This window comes from Microvirga aerilata (assembly GCF_016743775.1).
Lineage (GTDB): Bacteria > Pseudomonadota > Alphaproteobacteria > Rhizobiales > Beijerinckiaceae > Microvirga > Microvirga aerilata.
Genome location: NZ_JAEQMY010000015.1, coordinates 49,429 through 65,225, shown reverse-complemented (window position 1 = coordinate 65,225; position 15,797 = coordinate 49,429). Strand labels below are relative to the sequence as shown.

The 15,797-nt window shown below is 67.3% G+C and carries 12 protein-coding genes; 4 read left to right on the top strand and 8 right to left on the bottom strand.

The features are described 5' to 3' along the window. Nucleotides 1–55: 55 nt before the first annotated feature. The 6 genes from hisG to JKG68_RS12695 form a co-directional block, all read right to left on the bottom strand. Nucleotides 56–1,030 (bottom strand): ATP phosphoribosyltransferase, encoded by a 975-nt coding sequence (gene hisG, locus JKG68_RS12720; protein ID WP_202059916.1) that lies wholly within the window; start codon nucleotides 1,028–1,030, stop codon nucleotides 56–58. Next, nucleotides 1,030–2,124 (bottom strand): ATP phosphoribosyltransferase regulatory subunit, encoded by a 1,095-nt coding sequence (locus tag JKG68_RS12715; protein WP_202059914.1) that lies wholly within the window; start codon nucleotides 2,122–2,124, stop codon nucleotides 1,030–1,032. Before JKG68_RS12715 ends, hisG begins: the two co-directional genes overlap by 1 nt. A gap of 397 nt (nucleotides 2,125–2,521) precedes the next feature. After that, nucleotides 2,522–2,989 carry a hypothetical protein gene (locus JKG68_RS12710; RefSeq protein ID WP_202059912.1) on the bottom strand — a complete coding sequence of 156 codons (468 nt, stop codon included), beginning with the start codon at nucleotides 2,987–2,989 and terminating at the stop codon, nucleotides 2,522–2,524. A 70-nt stretch (nucleotides 2,990–3,059) separates the two neighbouring features. Next, a complete protein-coding gene (gene hisS / locus JKG68_RS12705) occupies nucleotides 3,060–4,544 on the bottom strand; it encodes a histidine--tRNA ligase (protein WP_202059909.1) in 1,485 nt (494 codons plus the stop codon). 285 nt (nucleotides 4,545–4,829) lie between these two features. Continuing rightward, nucleotides 4,830–6,179, bottom strand: coding sequence for an omega-aminotransferase AptA (gene aptA, locus JKG68_RS12700; protein ID WP_202059907.1), 1,350 nt, complete (start codon nucleotides 6,177–6,179; stop codon nucleotides 4,830–4,832). A 94-nt stretch (nucleotides 6,180–6,273) separates the two neighbouring features. After that, a complete protein-coding gene (locus tag JKG68_RS12695) occupies nucleotides 6,274–6,495 on the bottom strand; it encodes a heavy-metal-associated domain-containing protein (RefSeq protein WP_202059905.1) in 222 nt (73 codons plus the stop codon). A 178-nt stretch (nucleotides 6,496–6,673) separates the two neighbouring features. Between JKG68_RS12695 and JKG68_RS12690 the strand changes: the two genes are divergently transcribed. The 3 genes from JKG68_RS12690 (at nucleotide 6,674) to JKG68_RS12680 (ending at nucleotide 10,313) form a co-directional block, all read left to right on the top strand. Beyond that, a complete protein-coding gene (locus JKG68_RS12690; protein ID WP_202059903.1) occupies nucleotides 6,674–8,005 on the top strand; it encodes an EAL domain-containing protein in 1,332 nt (443 codons plus the stop codon). Nucleotides 8,006–8,176: 171 nt separating this feature from the next. After that, the gene (locus JKG68_RS12685; RefSeq protein ID WP_202059901.1) at nucleotides 8,177–9,052 is read left to right on the top strand and encodes a TIGR01459 family HAD-type hydrolase; all 876 of its coding nucleotides are present in this window, start codon (nucleotides 8,177–8,179) and stop codon (nucleotides 9,050–9,052) included. Nucleotides 9,053–9,368: 316 nt separating this feature from the next. Beyond that, entirely contained in the window at nucleotides 9,369–10,313 is a 945-nt protein-coding gene (locus JKG68_RS12680; protein ID WP_202060036.1) for a bifunctional riboflavin kinase/FAD synthetase, read from the top strand. Between the two features lie 214 nt (nucleotides 10,314–10,527). Here the strand turns inward: JKG68_RS12680 and JKG68_RS12675 are convergent, their stop codons facing one another. Continuing rightward, the gene (locus tag JKG68_RS12675; RefSeq protein ID WP_202059899.1) at nucleotides 10,528–11,694 is read right to left on the bottom strand and encodes a DUF3095 domain-containing protein; all 1,167 of its coding nucleotides are present in this window, start codon (nucleotides 11,692–11,694) and stop codon (nucleotides 10,528–10,530) included. 6 nt (nucleotides 11,695–11,700) lie between these two features. Beyond that, a complete protein-coding gene (gene msrB / locus JKG68_RS12670) occupies nucleotides 11,701–12,204 on the bottom strand; it encodes a peptide-methionine (R)-S-oxide reductase MsrB (protein ID WP_202059897.1) in 504 nt (167 codons plus the stop codon). A 585-nt stretch (nucleotides 12,205–12,789) separates the two neighbouring features. Here msrB and ileS point away from each other — a divergent pair. After that, nucleotides 12,790–15,795: an isoleucine--tRNA ligase gene (gene ileS, locus JKG68_RS12665; protein ID WP_202059895.1), complete on the top strand. Its 3,006-nt coding sequence runs from the start codon at nucleotides 12,790–12,792 to the stop codon at nucleotides 15,793–15,795. The last annotated feature ends 2 nt before the right edge of the window (nucleotides 15,796–15,797 follow it).

The following is a 15,797-nucleotide window of genomic DNA, read 5'->3' as shown; positions in this document are numbered from 1 at the left end:
GTGAGAGAACACACCTAAACTGAAGCTTTCGTGAAAGAAGGCCCCGACCGGACCTTCACCCGATGCGCCTCAGCAGCCGCTCCGTGAGCGCGTTCGTGGGGCGGAACAGGTAGTCGAAGGCCCGCACCGAGATGTCCTGCGCGCCGATTCCCTGCAGGGCCGCCACGATGTCGAACACCGTCGTGGCCCGGCAGTGCAGAACAACCTCGCGGCCGAGCGCATTGCCGTAAGGCAGGCTCGCTCCCAGGTCCCGCGCGAGGGACAGGAGGGCGGATGCTCGCGCCGGATCGAGGGCCGCGCGCACCTCGCGGCTGGTGCGCGCCTCTTCCTCGGCGGCGATGCGCGTCAGCACGGCGGTGGCGGCCGCGCGGGCCTTGTCGGTCCATGGCGCGCGGGCGGAGGCGACGAGATTGGCCTCGGAGCGCAGCATCACCCCGTCGTCGAGGATTTTTAGGGCATTGGCCGACAGCGTCGCCCCGGTGGTGGTGATGTCCACGATCAGCTCCGCCGAGCCCGCCCCCGGCGCTCCCTCGGTCGCGCCCAGGCTCTCGACGATCCGGTAATCCGCCACGCCCTTCTCGGCGAAGAAGCGGCGGGTGAGGTTCACGTATTTCGTCGCGACCCGCATCTTCTGGCCATGGCGGGCGCGCAGATCGGCCGCGACCTCGTCGAGGTCCGCCATCGTGCGCACGTCGATCCAGGCCTGCGGCACCGCGACCACCACGTTGGCGTGGCCGAAGCCCAGCGGCGTGAGCATCTCCACCGCCTCGTCCGCATCGGCGATCTGCTCGCGGATCAGGTCCTCGCCGGTGATGCCCAGATGCGCCGTGCCGGAGGCAAGCTGGCTGACGATCTCGGAGGCCGACAGGAAGGCCACTTCCACGTCGGGCACGCCCTTGAGCGTGCCGCGATAGTCCCGCGCGCCACGGGACTGGGTGAAGACGAGGCCGGCGCGGGCGAAGAACGCGGCCGCGTTCTCCTGCAGGCGTCCCTTGGACGGAACGGCCAGGATGAGAGGAGCGTCGGACATCAGGGCCTCCCCAGGATGCGGTCGAGCCAGAAGGAGCAGCCGACCGCCGGGATCGGAGCCTCTGCGCCCAGGTGCTCCAGCAGCCGGTCATAGCGCCCGCCGCCCACGATGGGCTTGCCGTCGCTGCGGCGCGGGTCCTGCACCTCGAAGATGAAGCCGGTGTAGTAGTCGATGTTGCGGGCGAAGGTGGCGGCAAACGAGAAGGCGCCCACATCGAGGCCCCGCGCGGCCATGAAGCCGGTGCGCTCCTCGAAGGTCGTGAGGGCCGGATCGATGTCGAGGCCCGCGTCCCTGGCAAGCGCCCGGACGGCGCCGGCGGCCTGATCCGGATCGCCCGCGATGGTGAGATAACGCTCCAGAACCCCCCGGGCCTCGTCGGCGAGGCCGGTCCGGTTCGCGGCGCGGGCCAGGAAACGCTCGGCGATCTCGCCGGCGCTGCGGCCGCCGACGCGGGCGATCCCCGCGATGGAGAGAATGTCCTCCACAAAGGCTTTCGCCGCCTGGGGCGCCTGTCCTTCGATGGCGGCGAGGAGGCCCGCATGCTCTTGGCTTCCCGGCCCATCGGGCTCGGCGAGGCTCGCCAGCCCCTGACCCGACACGATGGCGCGGATCACTCGTCTTTTGGCGGCGGGCGCGATGCCCAGCGCATCGATCAGGGCATGGAGAAGGCCCATGTCGCCGAGCTTCACCACAGGGGCGGGGCCGCCGATCTGCGCGAGGCCTTCGAGGGCAAGGCTCAGGATTTCCGCGTCCACGGCCGAGACATCCGTCCGGCCGATGGACTCGAGGCCTGCCTGCAGGAACTCGCCGCTCTCGCCCGCGCGCATGCGGAAGACGGGACCGCCATAGGAATAGCCGGAGGGCTGGGCGCCCCGGTGCGCCAGATGCTGGAGGCAGACCGGTATGGTGTATTCGGGCCGCAGGCACAGCTCCGCGCCGGACGCATCCTGCGTCACGAACATGCGCCGCCGGATATCCTCGCCCGACAGGTCTATGAACACGTCCGCTGGCTGGAGCACCGGCGGCTCGACACGCGCATAGCCCTCGCGCTCGAAAAGCGCGATCAGCGCAACAATGGCATCCGTCTCCGTCACTGGCCCTGCCCAATCCTCATGCTGGCCTGCTCTCTAGCAATGCTGGGCCGGGAAGGCGATTGTTTTCGACCGGAAGGGTGAACGGGTGAGGTTGAGCTGCTATCCCGGACGGCGCAGGAGATCCGGGACCGTGCACAGAATGATGCGCTGATTTCCCCCCTTGTGGGGAGGGCCAGGGTGAGGGCGCCTCACGGTCATAAGGCACTCGCTCACAGCCCCACCTCCAACTCCTCCCACAAGGAGGAGGGCTCGGTGTGTCCCGCCTGCCCGATTTGCGCAGAAGGAAGCGCATCCCCGTCAAGCCCGAGGCCTGTACGGAGGAGGGGTCCGGCGCCACGTTGGTCCAACGATCCCGGGTTCTGCTCCGCAGCCCCGGGATGACGCTTTATGAAGAGGCTCAGTGCTTCTCGGCCGTGTCGCCCTTGGGCGCCTTGGCCTTTGTCGTCTTGCGCTTGCTGTCGCCGCTGGAACGGTTGACGTATTTGACCTTCTTGGCCTGCGACTTGTCGCTCTCGCCGCCCTCTTCGCCAACCAGGCTGGCGGGCAGGAAGTGGCGGGCGGCTTCGGTCACGACGCCCGCAACGGCGCCAGCTGCGGTCTGGGTCAGGTCGGCGGCGTCCAAGCCGGCATCGGCCACGGCGGTGCCGGCCTTCTTGGCGGTGCGGGTCCTGGTGAGGGCAGCGGCGGCGGCGCCTGCTGCGGCGATCAGGGCGTCCGCCAGGATTTCGCGGCCGAGGGGCGAGTTGACCAGGTCCATGAGGCCGGATTTCTTGGCGGTTTTCGCCAGCTTCGTCCCGGCGCTCTTGCCGGAGCCCTTCTTGGATTTCGTCGTGCTCTTCTTCTCTTTGTCCTTGGCCTTCGCCATGTTCATCTCCTGATGGTCAAGCTTGCCAGACAACCCCGATGAAAGCACAGGGGTTCCCGAAAGGCCAAGGTTATCCGAAATGCCGCCCCAGAACCTCGCGGACGGCCTCGACGAGACCGGCCTCGGACACGGAGAACTGCGCCGGGCGGGCCGCCTTCCACTCCTCGTTGGACGCAATGGCCTGGGCTGCCTTGGCGCCTTCGATCAGGTCCTTGATCTCGACCTCGCCGCGCTCGCGCTCGTTGGAGCCCTGGATGATCACGCACGGGCTCTGCCGCCGGTCGGCATATTTCATCTGCGCCTTCATGCCCGACGAACCGAGATAAAGCTCGGCCCGGATGCCAGCCTGGCGCAGGGCCGAGACCATGCGCTGGTAGGCGGCGATCTGGTCCTTATCCATTACCAGCACCACCACCGGGCCGGGCTTCTCGTTGCCCGATACGATGGGGCTTTTCACCATCTGCAGCGCCGAGAGAAGGCGCGACACGCCGATGGAGAAGCCCGTCGCCGGCACGGGCTCCGAGCGGAAGCGGCCCACGAGCCCGTCATAGCGCCCGCCGCCGCCCACCGAGCCGAAGCGCACGGGGCGTCCGTCCTCGTCCTGCACCTGGAAGGTCAGCTCGGCCTCGTAGACCGGCCCGGTGTAGTATTCGAGGCCGCGCACCACGGACGGATCGATGGTCACCCGATCCTCGTACCCGGAGGAGGCCACCAGGGCGGCGATCTCCGCGAGCTCGTTCGCACCCTCGAGGCCGCGGGCCGAGGAGCCGACGACCTGGCGCAGGCTCTCGACGGTGGCTGCGTTGTCCGCGCCCTTGGCGCCCGTGAAGGCCAGCACGCGCGCGATGGCATCGGCATCCAGCCCCGCGCCTTTCGTGAAGTCGCCGCTCTCGTCCTTGCGGCCCGAGCCGAGAAGCTGGCTCACGCCCTCCGGGCCGAGGCGGTCGAGCTTGTCGATGGCGCGAAGAACCGTCAGGCGCTGGCCCGCTTGCGTCTCGCCGCCGAGGCCGATCGCTTCGAGCACGCCGTCCAGAACCTTGCGGTTGTTGATCTTGATGATGAAGTCGCCGCGCTTGAGGCCGAGCCTCTCCATCGTGTCGGCGGCCATCATGCAGATTTCCGCATCCGCCGCCACGGAGGCGGCGCCCACCGTATCGGCGTCGAACTGCATGAACTGGCGGAAGCGCCCCAGGCCCGGCTTCTCATTGCGGAACACCCAGCCGGCCCGGTAGCTGCGGTAGGGCTTGGGCAGCGCATCGAAATTCTCGGCTACGTAGCGGGCGAGCGGCGCGGTCAGGTCGTAGCGGAGCGACAGCCACTGCTCGTCATCGTCCTGGAAGGAGAACACGCCCTCGTTCGGGCGGTCCTGATCCGGCAGGAATTTGCCGAGCGCGTCAGTGTACTCGACGAAGGGCGTCTCCACGCCCTCGAAGCCGTAAAGCTCATAGGACTCGCGGATGGCCGCCAGCATGCGCTCGGTGGCGGAAAGATCGGCGGGGGTGCGGTCGGCAAAGCCGCGCGGGGCGCGAGCCTTGATCTTGTCGGCCTTGGACATGGGTTTAACAGCAGCCGTTGGATGGAGAAAACGTGCTGCGGTCCTACTCCCTGCGGCGGGGAGGGGCAAGGGTTGTTGCGATTTCCGCAACACGGCCCGTCATCCTGGACGAAGCGGAGCGAAGATCCGGGATCCCGAGACCAGTCCGGTGCAGGAGCCTCAATGCTGTCATCCCCGAGCAGGCGGGGACCCATAAACGCTAACGCTGCCGGACTGGCCGCAGGCTGTGGTTATGGATCCCGGGCTCTGCTCCGCAGCCCCGGGATGACAGTTGTGGTTAGTATCTTAAGCCACCGCCTTGATCACGCGGGTGAGCTTGTCGACGATCTCGCCGATCTGGTCCTCGGTGATGATGAGCGGCGGCGAGAGCGCGATGGTGTCGCCGGTCACGCGCATCATCAGGCCTTCCTCCTGGAAGCCCCGCTCCATGGCGTCGAAGGCGCGGCGGCCGACCGCATCGGGGCGCGAGGCGAGGTCGATGGCGCCCACGAGGCCGATGGTGCGGATGTCGAGCACGTTCGGAAGATCCTTCAGCGAATGGATCGCGTCGGCCCACACCGGCTCGAGGGCCTGCGCGCGCTCGAAGAGCTTCTCGTCCCGGTAGATGTCCTGGGCCGCGAGCGCCGAGGCGCAGGCCAGCGGATGGCCCGAATAGGTATAGCCGTGGAACAGCTCGATCATGTGGTCCGGGCCCTTCATGAAGGTGTCGTAGAGCCCCTCGCGCACCATCACGCCGCCCATGGGCACCGTGCCGGAATTCACGCCCTTGGCAAAGGTGATCATGTCCGGAACGACGCCGTAGCGCTCGGCCGCGAACGCGGTGCCGAGGCGGCCGAAGCCCGTGATTACCTCGTCGAAGATGAGCAGGATGTCATGCTTGTCGCAGATCTGCCGCAGGCGCTGGAGATAGCCCTTCGGCGGCGCGAGCACGCCCGTGGAGCCCGCCATGGGCTCGACGATCACGGCCGCGATGGTCGAAGCGTCGTGCAGCGTCACGATGCGCTCCAGCTCGTCTGCCAGATGCGCGCCCCACTCGGGCTCGCCGCGGGAGAATGCCTGCTCGGCGCGGTTATAGGTGTGGGGCAGGTGGTCGACGCCGGCGAGAAGCGTGCCGAAGAACTGGCGGTTCTTGACGATGCCGCCCACCGAGATGCCGCCGAAGCCGACGCCGTGATAGCCGCGCTCGCGGCCGATGAGGCGCGTCTTGCTGCCCTGGCCCTTCACGTTCCAGTAAGCGAGGGCGATCTTGAGGGCCGTGTCCGCCGCCTCTGAGCCCGAGTTGCAGAAGAAGGCGTGGTTCAGGTCGCCCGGAGCGAGCTGGGCGAGGCGGGAGGCAAGCGCGAAGCCGCCCGCATGGCCGAACTGGAAGGCGGGCGAGTAATCGAGCTCCTCGGCCTGGGCCTGGATCGCCCGGGTGATCTCGTCCCGGTTGTGGCCCGCATTGCAGCACCACAGTCCCGCCGCGCCGTCGATCACCTCCCGGCCCTCGGGGGTGTAGTAGTACATGCCCTTGGCGCGGGCGATCATCCGGGGGCGCTGCTTGAAGGAGCGGTTCGCCGTGAACGGAAGCCACCAGGCCTCCAGGTCGTTGGGCGCTGAAAGATCGTTCGCGGCTCTGGATGTCTGGGCGGTCATGATGGTCCCCGGAAATAGCTGGCGAGGGGGAACCTAGCAGCCGTTTCCGGAAGCGGCAAAAAGAACTTTGCGCCAGGCCATGAGCTGCCGGGGCTCAGCCCGTCATGGCGGTGGCCTCGAAACCGGCGGCGTCGATGGCGCGCGCCACCTCGACGCTTTGCGCCTGGGTGACCACATGAACCCGTCCATGCTCCAGGTCCACCTCGACCGTGGCGCTGGGATCAAGCCGCTGGACCGCCTTGGTGACGGAGTTGACGCAGCCCTGGCAGGTCATTCCCTCGACCTGCATGAGCAGATCCTTGCGGGGCTCTTCCATGCAAAATCCTTTCTGTTCCTCTCAGGCATCGGACGAACGCTACAGGCGGGCAACGCACCGCTGCGGGAAAATGTCCATTGTGGGAATACGAAGCTTGCCGCCCGAATCGCCCTGATTCATTGTCTGTTAACACACTGATTCGGGCGTCAACGCCGAACCAGGGGGAGCGGGGGCACCCATGGTCACGAACAAGAAGAAAATTCCGGTCCTGCGGGACGGGAAGGCGGCGCTGCTTGCCTTCACGCCGGCCTTTCTGATGGCAGCCGCGTCACCCTATGTGCCGATGGAGGCCGGGCTCGTGATGCCGGTGACGGCCTTGCTGATCACGGCCGTTTTCCTCGGCCCGATCATCCTGTGGCGGCGGGCGGAACGCGACCGGTCCATCCTGTCCCGTCAATCGGCAGAGTTGGATCGCCAGGTCTTGAACCTCAAAGACCCGAACCGTGCCGCTCCGCTCGTCCTGCGCCCGGCCAAGGCGGATGCTCGCTGTCCGGCAGGCGTTCTGCGCGAGCTTGCGAAAGCTGCGGGCGATCAGGACCTCGCTCAGCAGGCCGCTTCAGGGGTGCCGGACAGAACGCGCCCCGCCAAGCCCGTGCTCACGCTCGTGCCGGACGGGCCGCCTGCTCAGCCGAAGTTTCCCGAGCCGACCCTCCTGCCGTCCATGTGGAATTCCACGGACGAACAGGTCAGCCGCATGGGGCTGGTCACGCAGGCCTTCGAGGCGGACCGGATCGAGCTGCACCTGCAGCCCGTCGTTTCGCTCCCGCACCAAAAGATCCGTTTCTATGAGGCGCTCGCCCGCCTGCGGCTTGCAGACGGGACCCTGCTCGGTCCATCCGAATTCCTGCCCGTTCTCGAATGCCTCGGCCACGCGCCGGAATTCGACCGCCGGGTCCTGACCCGCGTCATGGCCGTGGCCGGCCATCTCGCGGCTCGCGGCAGCGAGGCGATCGTCGGCCTGAACCTGTCCGCCCACTCCATCGCCGAGCCGGGCTTCCTGTGGTCGCTCGAGGGGCTTCTGGACAGGTCGCCGGAGATCCTCGGCAGGATCGTGCTGGAACTGCCCCAGCACAGCTGGCGCCATCTCGACCCGGATCAGAAGGCGGCTCTCGCCGCCTTGCGCGACAAGGGCGTGCCGTTTTCGCTCGATCGTGCCGCCGATCTGCGTTTCGATCCTCGCGTGCTGGCCGATCTGGGCATCCGCTTCATGAAGCTGCCGGCCGACCTGATGGTCGCGGCCGCCGAGCAGGACAAGGGCCTCCATGCGGGCCCCGAACTCAGCGTATGGGATTTCGCCTCGGCCCTGCGCCGCCAGGGCGTCAAGCTCATCGCGGAGCGCGTGGACCGGGACGAGATGGTGCCGGTTCTGTGCAGCCTCGGAGCGCCGCTCGCTCAGGGTTTCGCCTTCGCGGCGCCCCGCCCGGTCAGGGCGGAGGTGGTCGAGCGGGGAGCTCGTCCGCAGCCTGTCGCGTCGGAGGACATGCGGCCGCTCCTGCGGCGCGCGGGCTGACCGGACCCGGTTGACTTGAGAGGCGCAAGGGCCTACCCGCCCGGGTTCATCACTGAAGCATCGGGTCTGAATGTGGGGCCCACTTCCAGGCCCGATGCTCATCTTGACGTGCGCATCGTCTGGCGCGGAAAACCGGCTCCACTTTTCCACGCGATGCGCTAGGGAGAACCCATGACCGCCTCGTCCCGCCTCGTTCTCGCCGACGGTCTGCAGCCGCTTGCCGGCCGCTACGATCTCATCCTCTGCGATGTCTGGGGCGTGCTGCACAACGGCGTGAAGGCCTACGAGGCCGCAAGCGATGCGCTCACCCGTTTCCGCCAGAAGGGCGGGCGGGTCGTGCTCGTCTCCAACGCGCCGCGTCCCGGCGCTTCGGTGGGAACGCAGCTCGACGGATTCCAGGTTCCCCGCACGGCCTATGACGCCATCGTCACCTCCGGCGACCTGACGCGGCTTGCGATCAAAGAGCGGATCGACCAGGTCGTCCACCATGTCGGACCGCCCCGCGACATGCCGATCTATGCCGGCCTCGACGTGCGCTTCGGCTCCATCGAAGAGGCCGATTACGTGGTCTGCTCCGGCTTCGACAATGACGAGGAGGAAACGGTCGAGGACTACCGGGCGTCGCTCGAAGCCATGCGGGCGCGCAACCTGCTGATGGTCTGCGCCAACCCGGACCTCATCGTCGAGCGCGGCCACATGATCCTGCCCTGCGCGGGAACGATTGCGCTGGCCTACGAGGAGATGGGCGGCGCGGTATTTTACGCGGGCAAGCCCCATGGCCCCGTTTACGAGCGCGCGCTCGCCGTGGCGGCCGACCTGAGCGGCCACGCCATCCCGAAGGAGAGGGTGCTTGCCGTCGGTGACGCGATCCGCACCGACATCGCAGGCGCCGCCGGTTTCGGCATCGATTCCCTGATGATCGCCCGCGGCATCCATGCGGAGGAGCTGGGGCTTCACCGGGGCGCTCTCGTGTCCGATCATGTGCAGGATTGGGTGGACCGGCAGCCCGTCCGGCCGACCGCGATCATGGACGTGCTGTCCTGGTAGGCCGCGATATGGACTGCGGGCGTCATCACCGGCGAGCATAGCAAGGGAAAGGGATCCACGATCAGGCTCAACCCTATGGATTCCCTTCCCTTCCGCTGCGCTGCGGAAGGGAATGACACTGAAGGTGGTGCCGCTGTCATCCCCGGCGAGCCACAGGCGAGGGAAGGGGATCCACTCCCAGGCACCGATCCATGGCTTCTCTCCGACCGGAGATGGCACCATGGGCAATGCCGCGCCTCCCTTGACCCGGATGCCGGTTTTCGACAGGGTCGCGCCCATCGATCGTCTCACGAATGAGTTCCGAGGTTCTTCCCTGATGCCCACCCCGTTCGCGATCTGCCGCGATGGCGAGCCCGTGCCCGAGGGCCTTAAGGGATCCGTGGCGGCCATCGGCAATTTCGACGGCGTGCACCGGGGGCATCAGCATCTTCTGAGCATGGCTCTGGCCTCGGGCCGGCCTGCGGCCGTCGTCACCTTCGAGCCGCATCCCCGCACCTTCTTTCAGCCCGACAGGCCGCTGTTTCGCCTCACCCCTGAACCCGTCAAGCTGGCGATCTTCGCGCGGCTCGGCCTCGCCGGCGTCTTCCTCAGACGCTTCGATGGGGATCTCGCCAGGCTGACGGCGGCCGGCTTCGTCGATCTTCTGGCGCGGGAGCTGCAGCTCTCCGGCGTCGTCATCGGCCACGACTTCCATTTCGGCCGCGGCCGCGAGGGCAACCCCGAGCGCATGGCGGAGCTGTGCCGGGGGCGGGGGCTCGATTGCCTCGTTGCCCCGGCGGTCGTGGAGGGCACGGAGCCGGTATCCTCCAGCGCCATCAGGGCGGCCCTGGAAGCAGGCGAGATCGGCACCGCCAACAGGCTTCTCGGCTACTGCTGGTTCGTTCGCTCGCCCGTTCTCCACGGGGACAAGCGCGGCCGGGTGCTGGGCTATCCCACGGCCAACATGCGCCTGCCCGACGACAGCCGGCTCCGGCACGGCATCTATGCGGTTCGGGCATCGGTCGGCGGCAGGCTCGTCGACGGCGTCGCCAGCTTCGGCCGCCGGCCGACCTTCGACAACGGGGCTCCGCTGCTCGAGGTGCATCTCTTCGATTTTGCGGGCGATCTCTACGGCCGGACCCTCGACGTGGAGTTCGTCGGCTGGATCCGGGGTGAGGAGCGCTTCGACGGAATCGAGGCGCTGGTCGCCCAGATGGACCGAGATTCTTTGGAAGCGAAGCTGATGCTAAGCGAGGATCGCACGGTTTCGATGATCGGTTAACGCGTTGGTGTCATTCCAGGGCCGCGAAGCGGAGCCCGACCCGAAGGGCCGCGCCGAAGGCGTGGAAATCCATAACCACGACGATGCTTCATCCTGGCGCTGTCAGCGGTTATGGATTCCCGCCTGCGCGGGAATGACACTGTGGAGGATCTTCGGCTCTAGCCTGCACACGATCCCGGATCTAAGCCGCGCTTCATCCGGGATGACGTCAATCCTAGACAACCGGCTTCAACGACCGCGCCGCCATGGCATAGCCGCCCATGGCGCCGTCGACGAAGTGGATGTGGTCGCTCCGGGTCGGCGAGGGCACGAAGCAGGTCATGAGCGCGGCTTCCTGCCGGTGCAGGCCGAAGCGGGCGACGCCTGTTTTCTCCGCGTCCGACAGCAGGGCTTCCAGCCGGCCGGCGAGGGCGGGGGTGCAGTCCAGGGTCATCCGCAGGCCGTCGTCGAACTTGCGGAAGTCGGTGTTCTCCACAAGCTGGTGCCGGTACTTTCCCGGATCGAAGCTGCCGATGGGCCGTCCGAGCCGGAAGATCAGGAAGGCAGCAAGGCGGTTTCCCGCCAGGCGCGCCAGCGCCGTCAGGCCCCCGCGGTCGCGCTTCAAGGTTTTCGCCTCGATCCCGAAGCCCTTGAAAGGAGATGCCAGCGCAGGTCCGCCTTCGGGCAAGGGGCGCCCGGCCTCCGGACCCTCCGCAAGGGCGAGCACCCGGCCCACGAGGGCGTTGAAGGATTCCGCACTCGTCTCAGGATCCGGAAGGACGATCAGGGAGAGGATGACGCCCCGCTGCGGGGTGATCTCGTCGAAGCGGCAGCTGAGGCCCGTCAGGTCGGGCAGGGTACCGGGCGGTGCCGGCTGAAGGGTAAAGGCTCCGGCCTTCATCTGCCGCTCCGCATAGGCCAGGCCCCCGCCCGAGAACATGGCATAGGCCACGTCCGGCGAGGCCGCGAAGCGGGCGATGCGCACGTCGTAGCCATGCGCCCGGATCTGCGCGACCGGCACGAGCGCGATGCGAAGCTCGAAGCCGAACGCGTCCCGCACCCAGGCGGCGACGGCGGCCAGCGCTTCCCGGGCAAGGTCCGCCTGCGAGGCCGGCAGGGCGAAGCTGGCCCCGTCGCCGCCGAACACGAAGGGAAAATCGCTCGTCCCCAGGGTGTTGGCGATGGCGGCGATCACGGAAGCCGCCGCCGTGTTGACCTCCTTGTACCGCCCCGCCTCGATGGCCGAGGTGGAGCGCACGATGTCGCTGAGGCCGAGAACCCAGTCCTCGGGAAGCGGAGCATAGAGCCCCGGATCCGTCAGCTGGGAAAAACGGCTGAAGACCGGCAGACGGGCGTAGAAATCCGCCTCGGCCTCCCTGGCCGGTTCATCTCGGCCCGCCATGGGCCTTCAGCCCGCCATCTCGCCCTCGGGCGCGCCCCGGCCCAGGTCGTCGGGCAGCGGATCGCCGTCGGCCACGAAGCGCATGGAGACGGAGTTCATGCAGTAGCGCTCCCCCGTGGGCGGCGGGCCGTCATTGAACACATGGCCGAGATGGCCCTCGCAGCGGGCGCAGCGGATCTCCGTGCGGACCATGCCGTAGCTGGTGTCGCGCACGAAGGCGATGTGCGAGCGGTCGATGGGATCGAAGAAGCTCGGCCAGCCGGTGCCGGATTCGAACTTGGTGCCCGCATGGAACAGGGGCAGGCCGCAAAGGCGGCAGCAATAGGTGCCCTTGTCCTTGGCCTCGTTGAAGATGCCGCAGAAGGGACGCTCCGTGCCGTGTTCGAGGAGAACGCGGCGCTCCTCGTCGTCGAGATCGGCGACGAGCCTGCGCATCTCCTCCGGGTTCGGGGGGGTGAGGTCGAAGCCTGCGCGGGAGCGTTGTCCTGCCGTGATGGTCGAGTCTGCCATGGTGCGATCCTTCCTGCCCGTCCGTGCCGGTGCGGGACTATAAGGCTGGTTCCTGGCGTTTAAATAGGGAGCGGCCGTTGGAAGCGGTAGTGACCCGGGTTGCCGTTCGCTGTCATCCCCTGCGCACGAAGTGCGGGAAGGGCGCCATGGGTTAGGTGCCTGTATGGATTCCCTTCCCCTCCGCTGTGGCTCGCCGGGAATGACACCCAGGGCAGCGCCACCGCTGTCATCCCCGGCGAGCCGCAGGCGAGGGAAGGGGATCCACTCACAGCCTCAGCCCTATGGATTCCCTCCTCCGCGATGGCTTGCGCCGTCTCCGGCCGGGAATGGACACCGGGGGCAGGGATCGCCCAAATTGAGTCGATGCCCCGGTATCACCACGCTTTATTATCCGGCCCGGCGCTGCTAAAAGGCTCCCCATGTCCAAGGTTTTTCAGGCTTGCCGTGCTGCCCGCATAGGCGCGGCGCGAATTATCGGCCCGGCTTTCGCATAGCCTGCGAAGGTCCGGGATCTTAGCCGTTCGCCCCTGAGACAAGCCTGATGCGCCTGCCTGCCCGCGGGCCACACAAGACCGATTGACCCACATGACCGACAAGACCCAGAGCGCCGCCCGCGACTATTCCGAAACCCTGTTCCTGCCCCAGACCGAGTTCCCCATGCGGGCCGGCCTGCCGCAGCGGGAGCCGCAGTTCCTGCAGCGCTGGAACGAGCACAGGCTCTACGAGCGCCTGCGCGAGGTCCAGAAGGGGCGTCCGCGCTTCGTGCTACACGACGGCCCTCCCTATGCCAACGGCAACATCCATATCGGCCATGCCCTCAACAAGATCCTGAAGGACATGGTGGTCCGCTCGCAGGGCATGCTGGGCTTCGACTCCAACTACGTTCCGGGCTGGGACTGCCACGGCCTGCCGATCGAGTGGAAGATCGAGGAGGAGTACCGCGCCAAGGGCAAGAACAAGGACGACGTGGACATCGTCGAGTTCCGCCGCGAGTGCCGGGCCTTTGCCGAGAAGTGGATCGACGTCCAGCGCGAGGAGTTCAAGCGCCTCGGCGTCGAAGGCGACTGGGCGAATCCGTACCAGACCATGAGCTACGACGCGGAAGCGCAGATCGCCCGCGAAATCATGAAGTTCGCGGTGAGCGACCAGCTTTATCGCGGCTCCAAGCCCGTCATGTGGTCCGCCGTCGAGAAGACGGCGCTGGCCGAGGCCGAGGTCGAATATCACGAGAAGACCTCAACCACGATCTGGGTGAAGTTCAAGGTCACCGACACCCTCGACGGCGATCTCGACGGCGCGTCCGTGGTGATCTGGACCACCACCCCCTGGACGATCCCCGCCAACCGCGCCATCGCCTATGGCGAGACCATCGCCTACGGCCTCTACAAGGTCACGGACGCCGCCGACGACAACTGGGCCAAGGTGGGCGACCGGCTCGTCATCGCCGACAAGCTGGCGGCCGACGTGTTCGCCGCCGCGCGCGTGGCCGGTTACGAGCGCGTGAAGGACGTGCTGCCGGTGATGCTCGAGCGCTGCGCGCATCCGTTCCGCGGCCTCGAGGGCGCGAACGGTTACTGGGATTTCGGCGTTCCGGTGCTGCCGGCCGACTACGTCACCGACGATGCCGGCACGGGCTTCGTGCACACGGCGCCGGGCCACGGCGCGGACGACTACAACACTTACGTGAAGCACCGCGACGTGTTCGCCGCCTGCGGCACGAAAGAGGTGCCGCACACCGTATCGCCGGACTCGTCCTACTTCCCCGACGTGCCGTTCTTCGCGGGCGAGCGCATCTATGACGACAAGGGCAAGGATGCGGGCGCCAACGAGGCGGTGATCAAGAAGCTTGTCGAGGTCGGCGCGCTCATCGCGCGCGGCCGCCTCAAGCACCAGTATCCGCACTCCTGGCGCTCCAAGGGCCCGCTGATCTTCCGCAACACGCCGCAATGGTTCATCTCCATGGACAAGCCGCTCGGCGGCAAGGGCGGCGCTCAAGGGGCGGCTCCCCTGGTGCTTCAGCCGCAGCCTGACGAGACCGCGCGCGATACGCTGCGCACCCGTGCGCTCGATGCCATCAAGACCGTCGAGTGGGTGCCGCAGGCGGGCGAGAACCGCATCAACGGCATGATCGAGAACCGGCCCGACTGGGTGGTGTCGCGCCAGCGCGCCTGGGGCGTGCCGATCGCGGTGTTCGTGCGCAAGGGCAGCAACGAGATCCTCAAGGACGAACGCGTGAACAACGCCATCGCGCAGGCCTTCGAGCAGGAGGGCGCGGATGCGTGGTATGCCGATGACGGCTCGCGCTTCCTGAAAGCGGGCGGCTACGATCTCGGCGATTTCGACAAGGTCAATGACATCCTCGACGTGTGGTTCGATTCAGGCTGCACGCATGCCTTCGCGCTTGAAAAGCGCGAGGACCTGCAGGTTCGGCGCAAGGTGGACGGCGGGCCCGATCAGGTGATGTATCTGGAAGGGTCGGACCAGCATCGCGGCTGGTTCCACTCGTCGCTCTTGGAGAGCTGCGGCACCCGTGGGCGCGCGCCCTACGACATCGTCGTCACCCACGGCTTCACGCTCGACGAGCAGGGCCGCAAGATGTCGAAGTCGCTCGGCAACACGGTCGCGCCTCAGACCATCATCAAGGAATACGGCGCCGACATCCTGCGCCTCTGGACGGCTTCCGTGGATTACTGGGACGATCAGCGCATCGGTCCGGAGATCATCAAGACCACGGCCGAAACCTATCGCAAGCTGCGCAACACGATCCGCTGGATGCTGGGCTCGCTGGCGCATTTCCGCGAGGCCGACAAGGTAGCCTTCGGCGAGATGCCGGAGCTGGAGCGCTTCGTGCTGCACCGCCTCGTGGAGCTCGACGGCGAGATGCGCGAGGCCTATGGCAGCTACGACTACAAGCGGGTGGTGGCGCTCCTCAACTCGTTCATGACCACGGACCTGTCGGCCTTCTATTTCGACGTCCGCAAGGATGCGCTCTACTGCGATCCGATCTCCGGCAAGGTGCGCAAAAGCGCGCTCACCGTTATCGATCAGGTCTTCCGCTGCGTGGCCACCTGGATCGCGCCGATCCTCGCCTTCACGGCCGAGGAAGCCTGGCTCGCGCGTTACCCGCAGGCCGAGTCGGTGCATCTGGAAACCTTCCCGCAGGTGCCGGCGGAGTGGCGCGACAATGCCTTGGCCGAGCGCTGGTCGAAGGTTCGCCGCGTCCGCCGCGCGGTGACCGGCGCCCTGGAGATCGAGCGCGCGCAAAAGCGCATCGGCGCGAGCCTGGAGGCTGCTCCCGTCGTGCACATCTCAGACGAGAGCCTGCTGAAGGCCGTGCAGGGCCTCGACCTCGCGGAGATCTGCATCACGTCCGCCATCCAGGTGGTGCCCGGCGAAGGACCGGCCGAGGCGTTCCGGCTCGAGGACGTGAAGGGCGTGTCCGTGGTGCCGGCGCTCGCGCAAGGCCGCAAATGCGCCCGCTCGTGGAAGGTGACGCCGGACGTCGGCACCGATCCCGATTACCCGGACGTGACGCCCCGCGATGCGGCGGCCTTGCGTGAGTGGGACCAGCTGAAGGCAGCCGCCGAATGAGC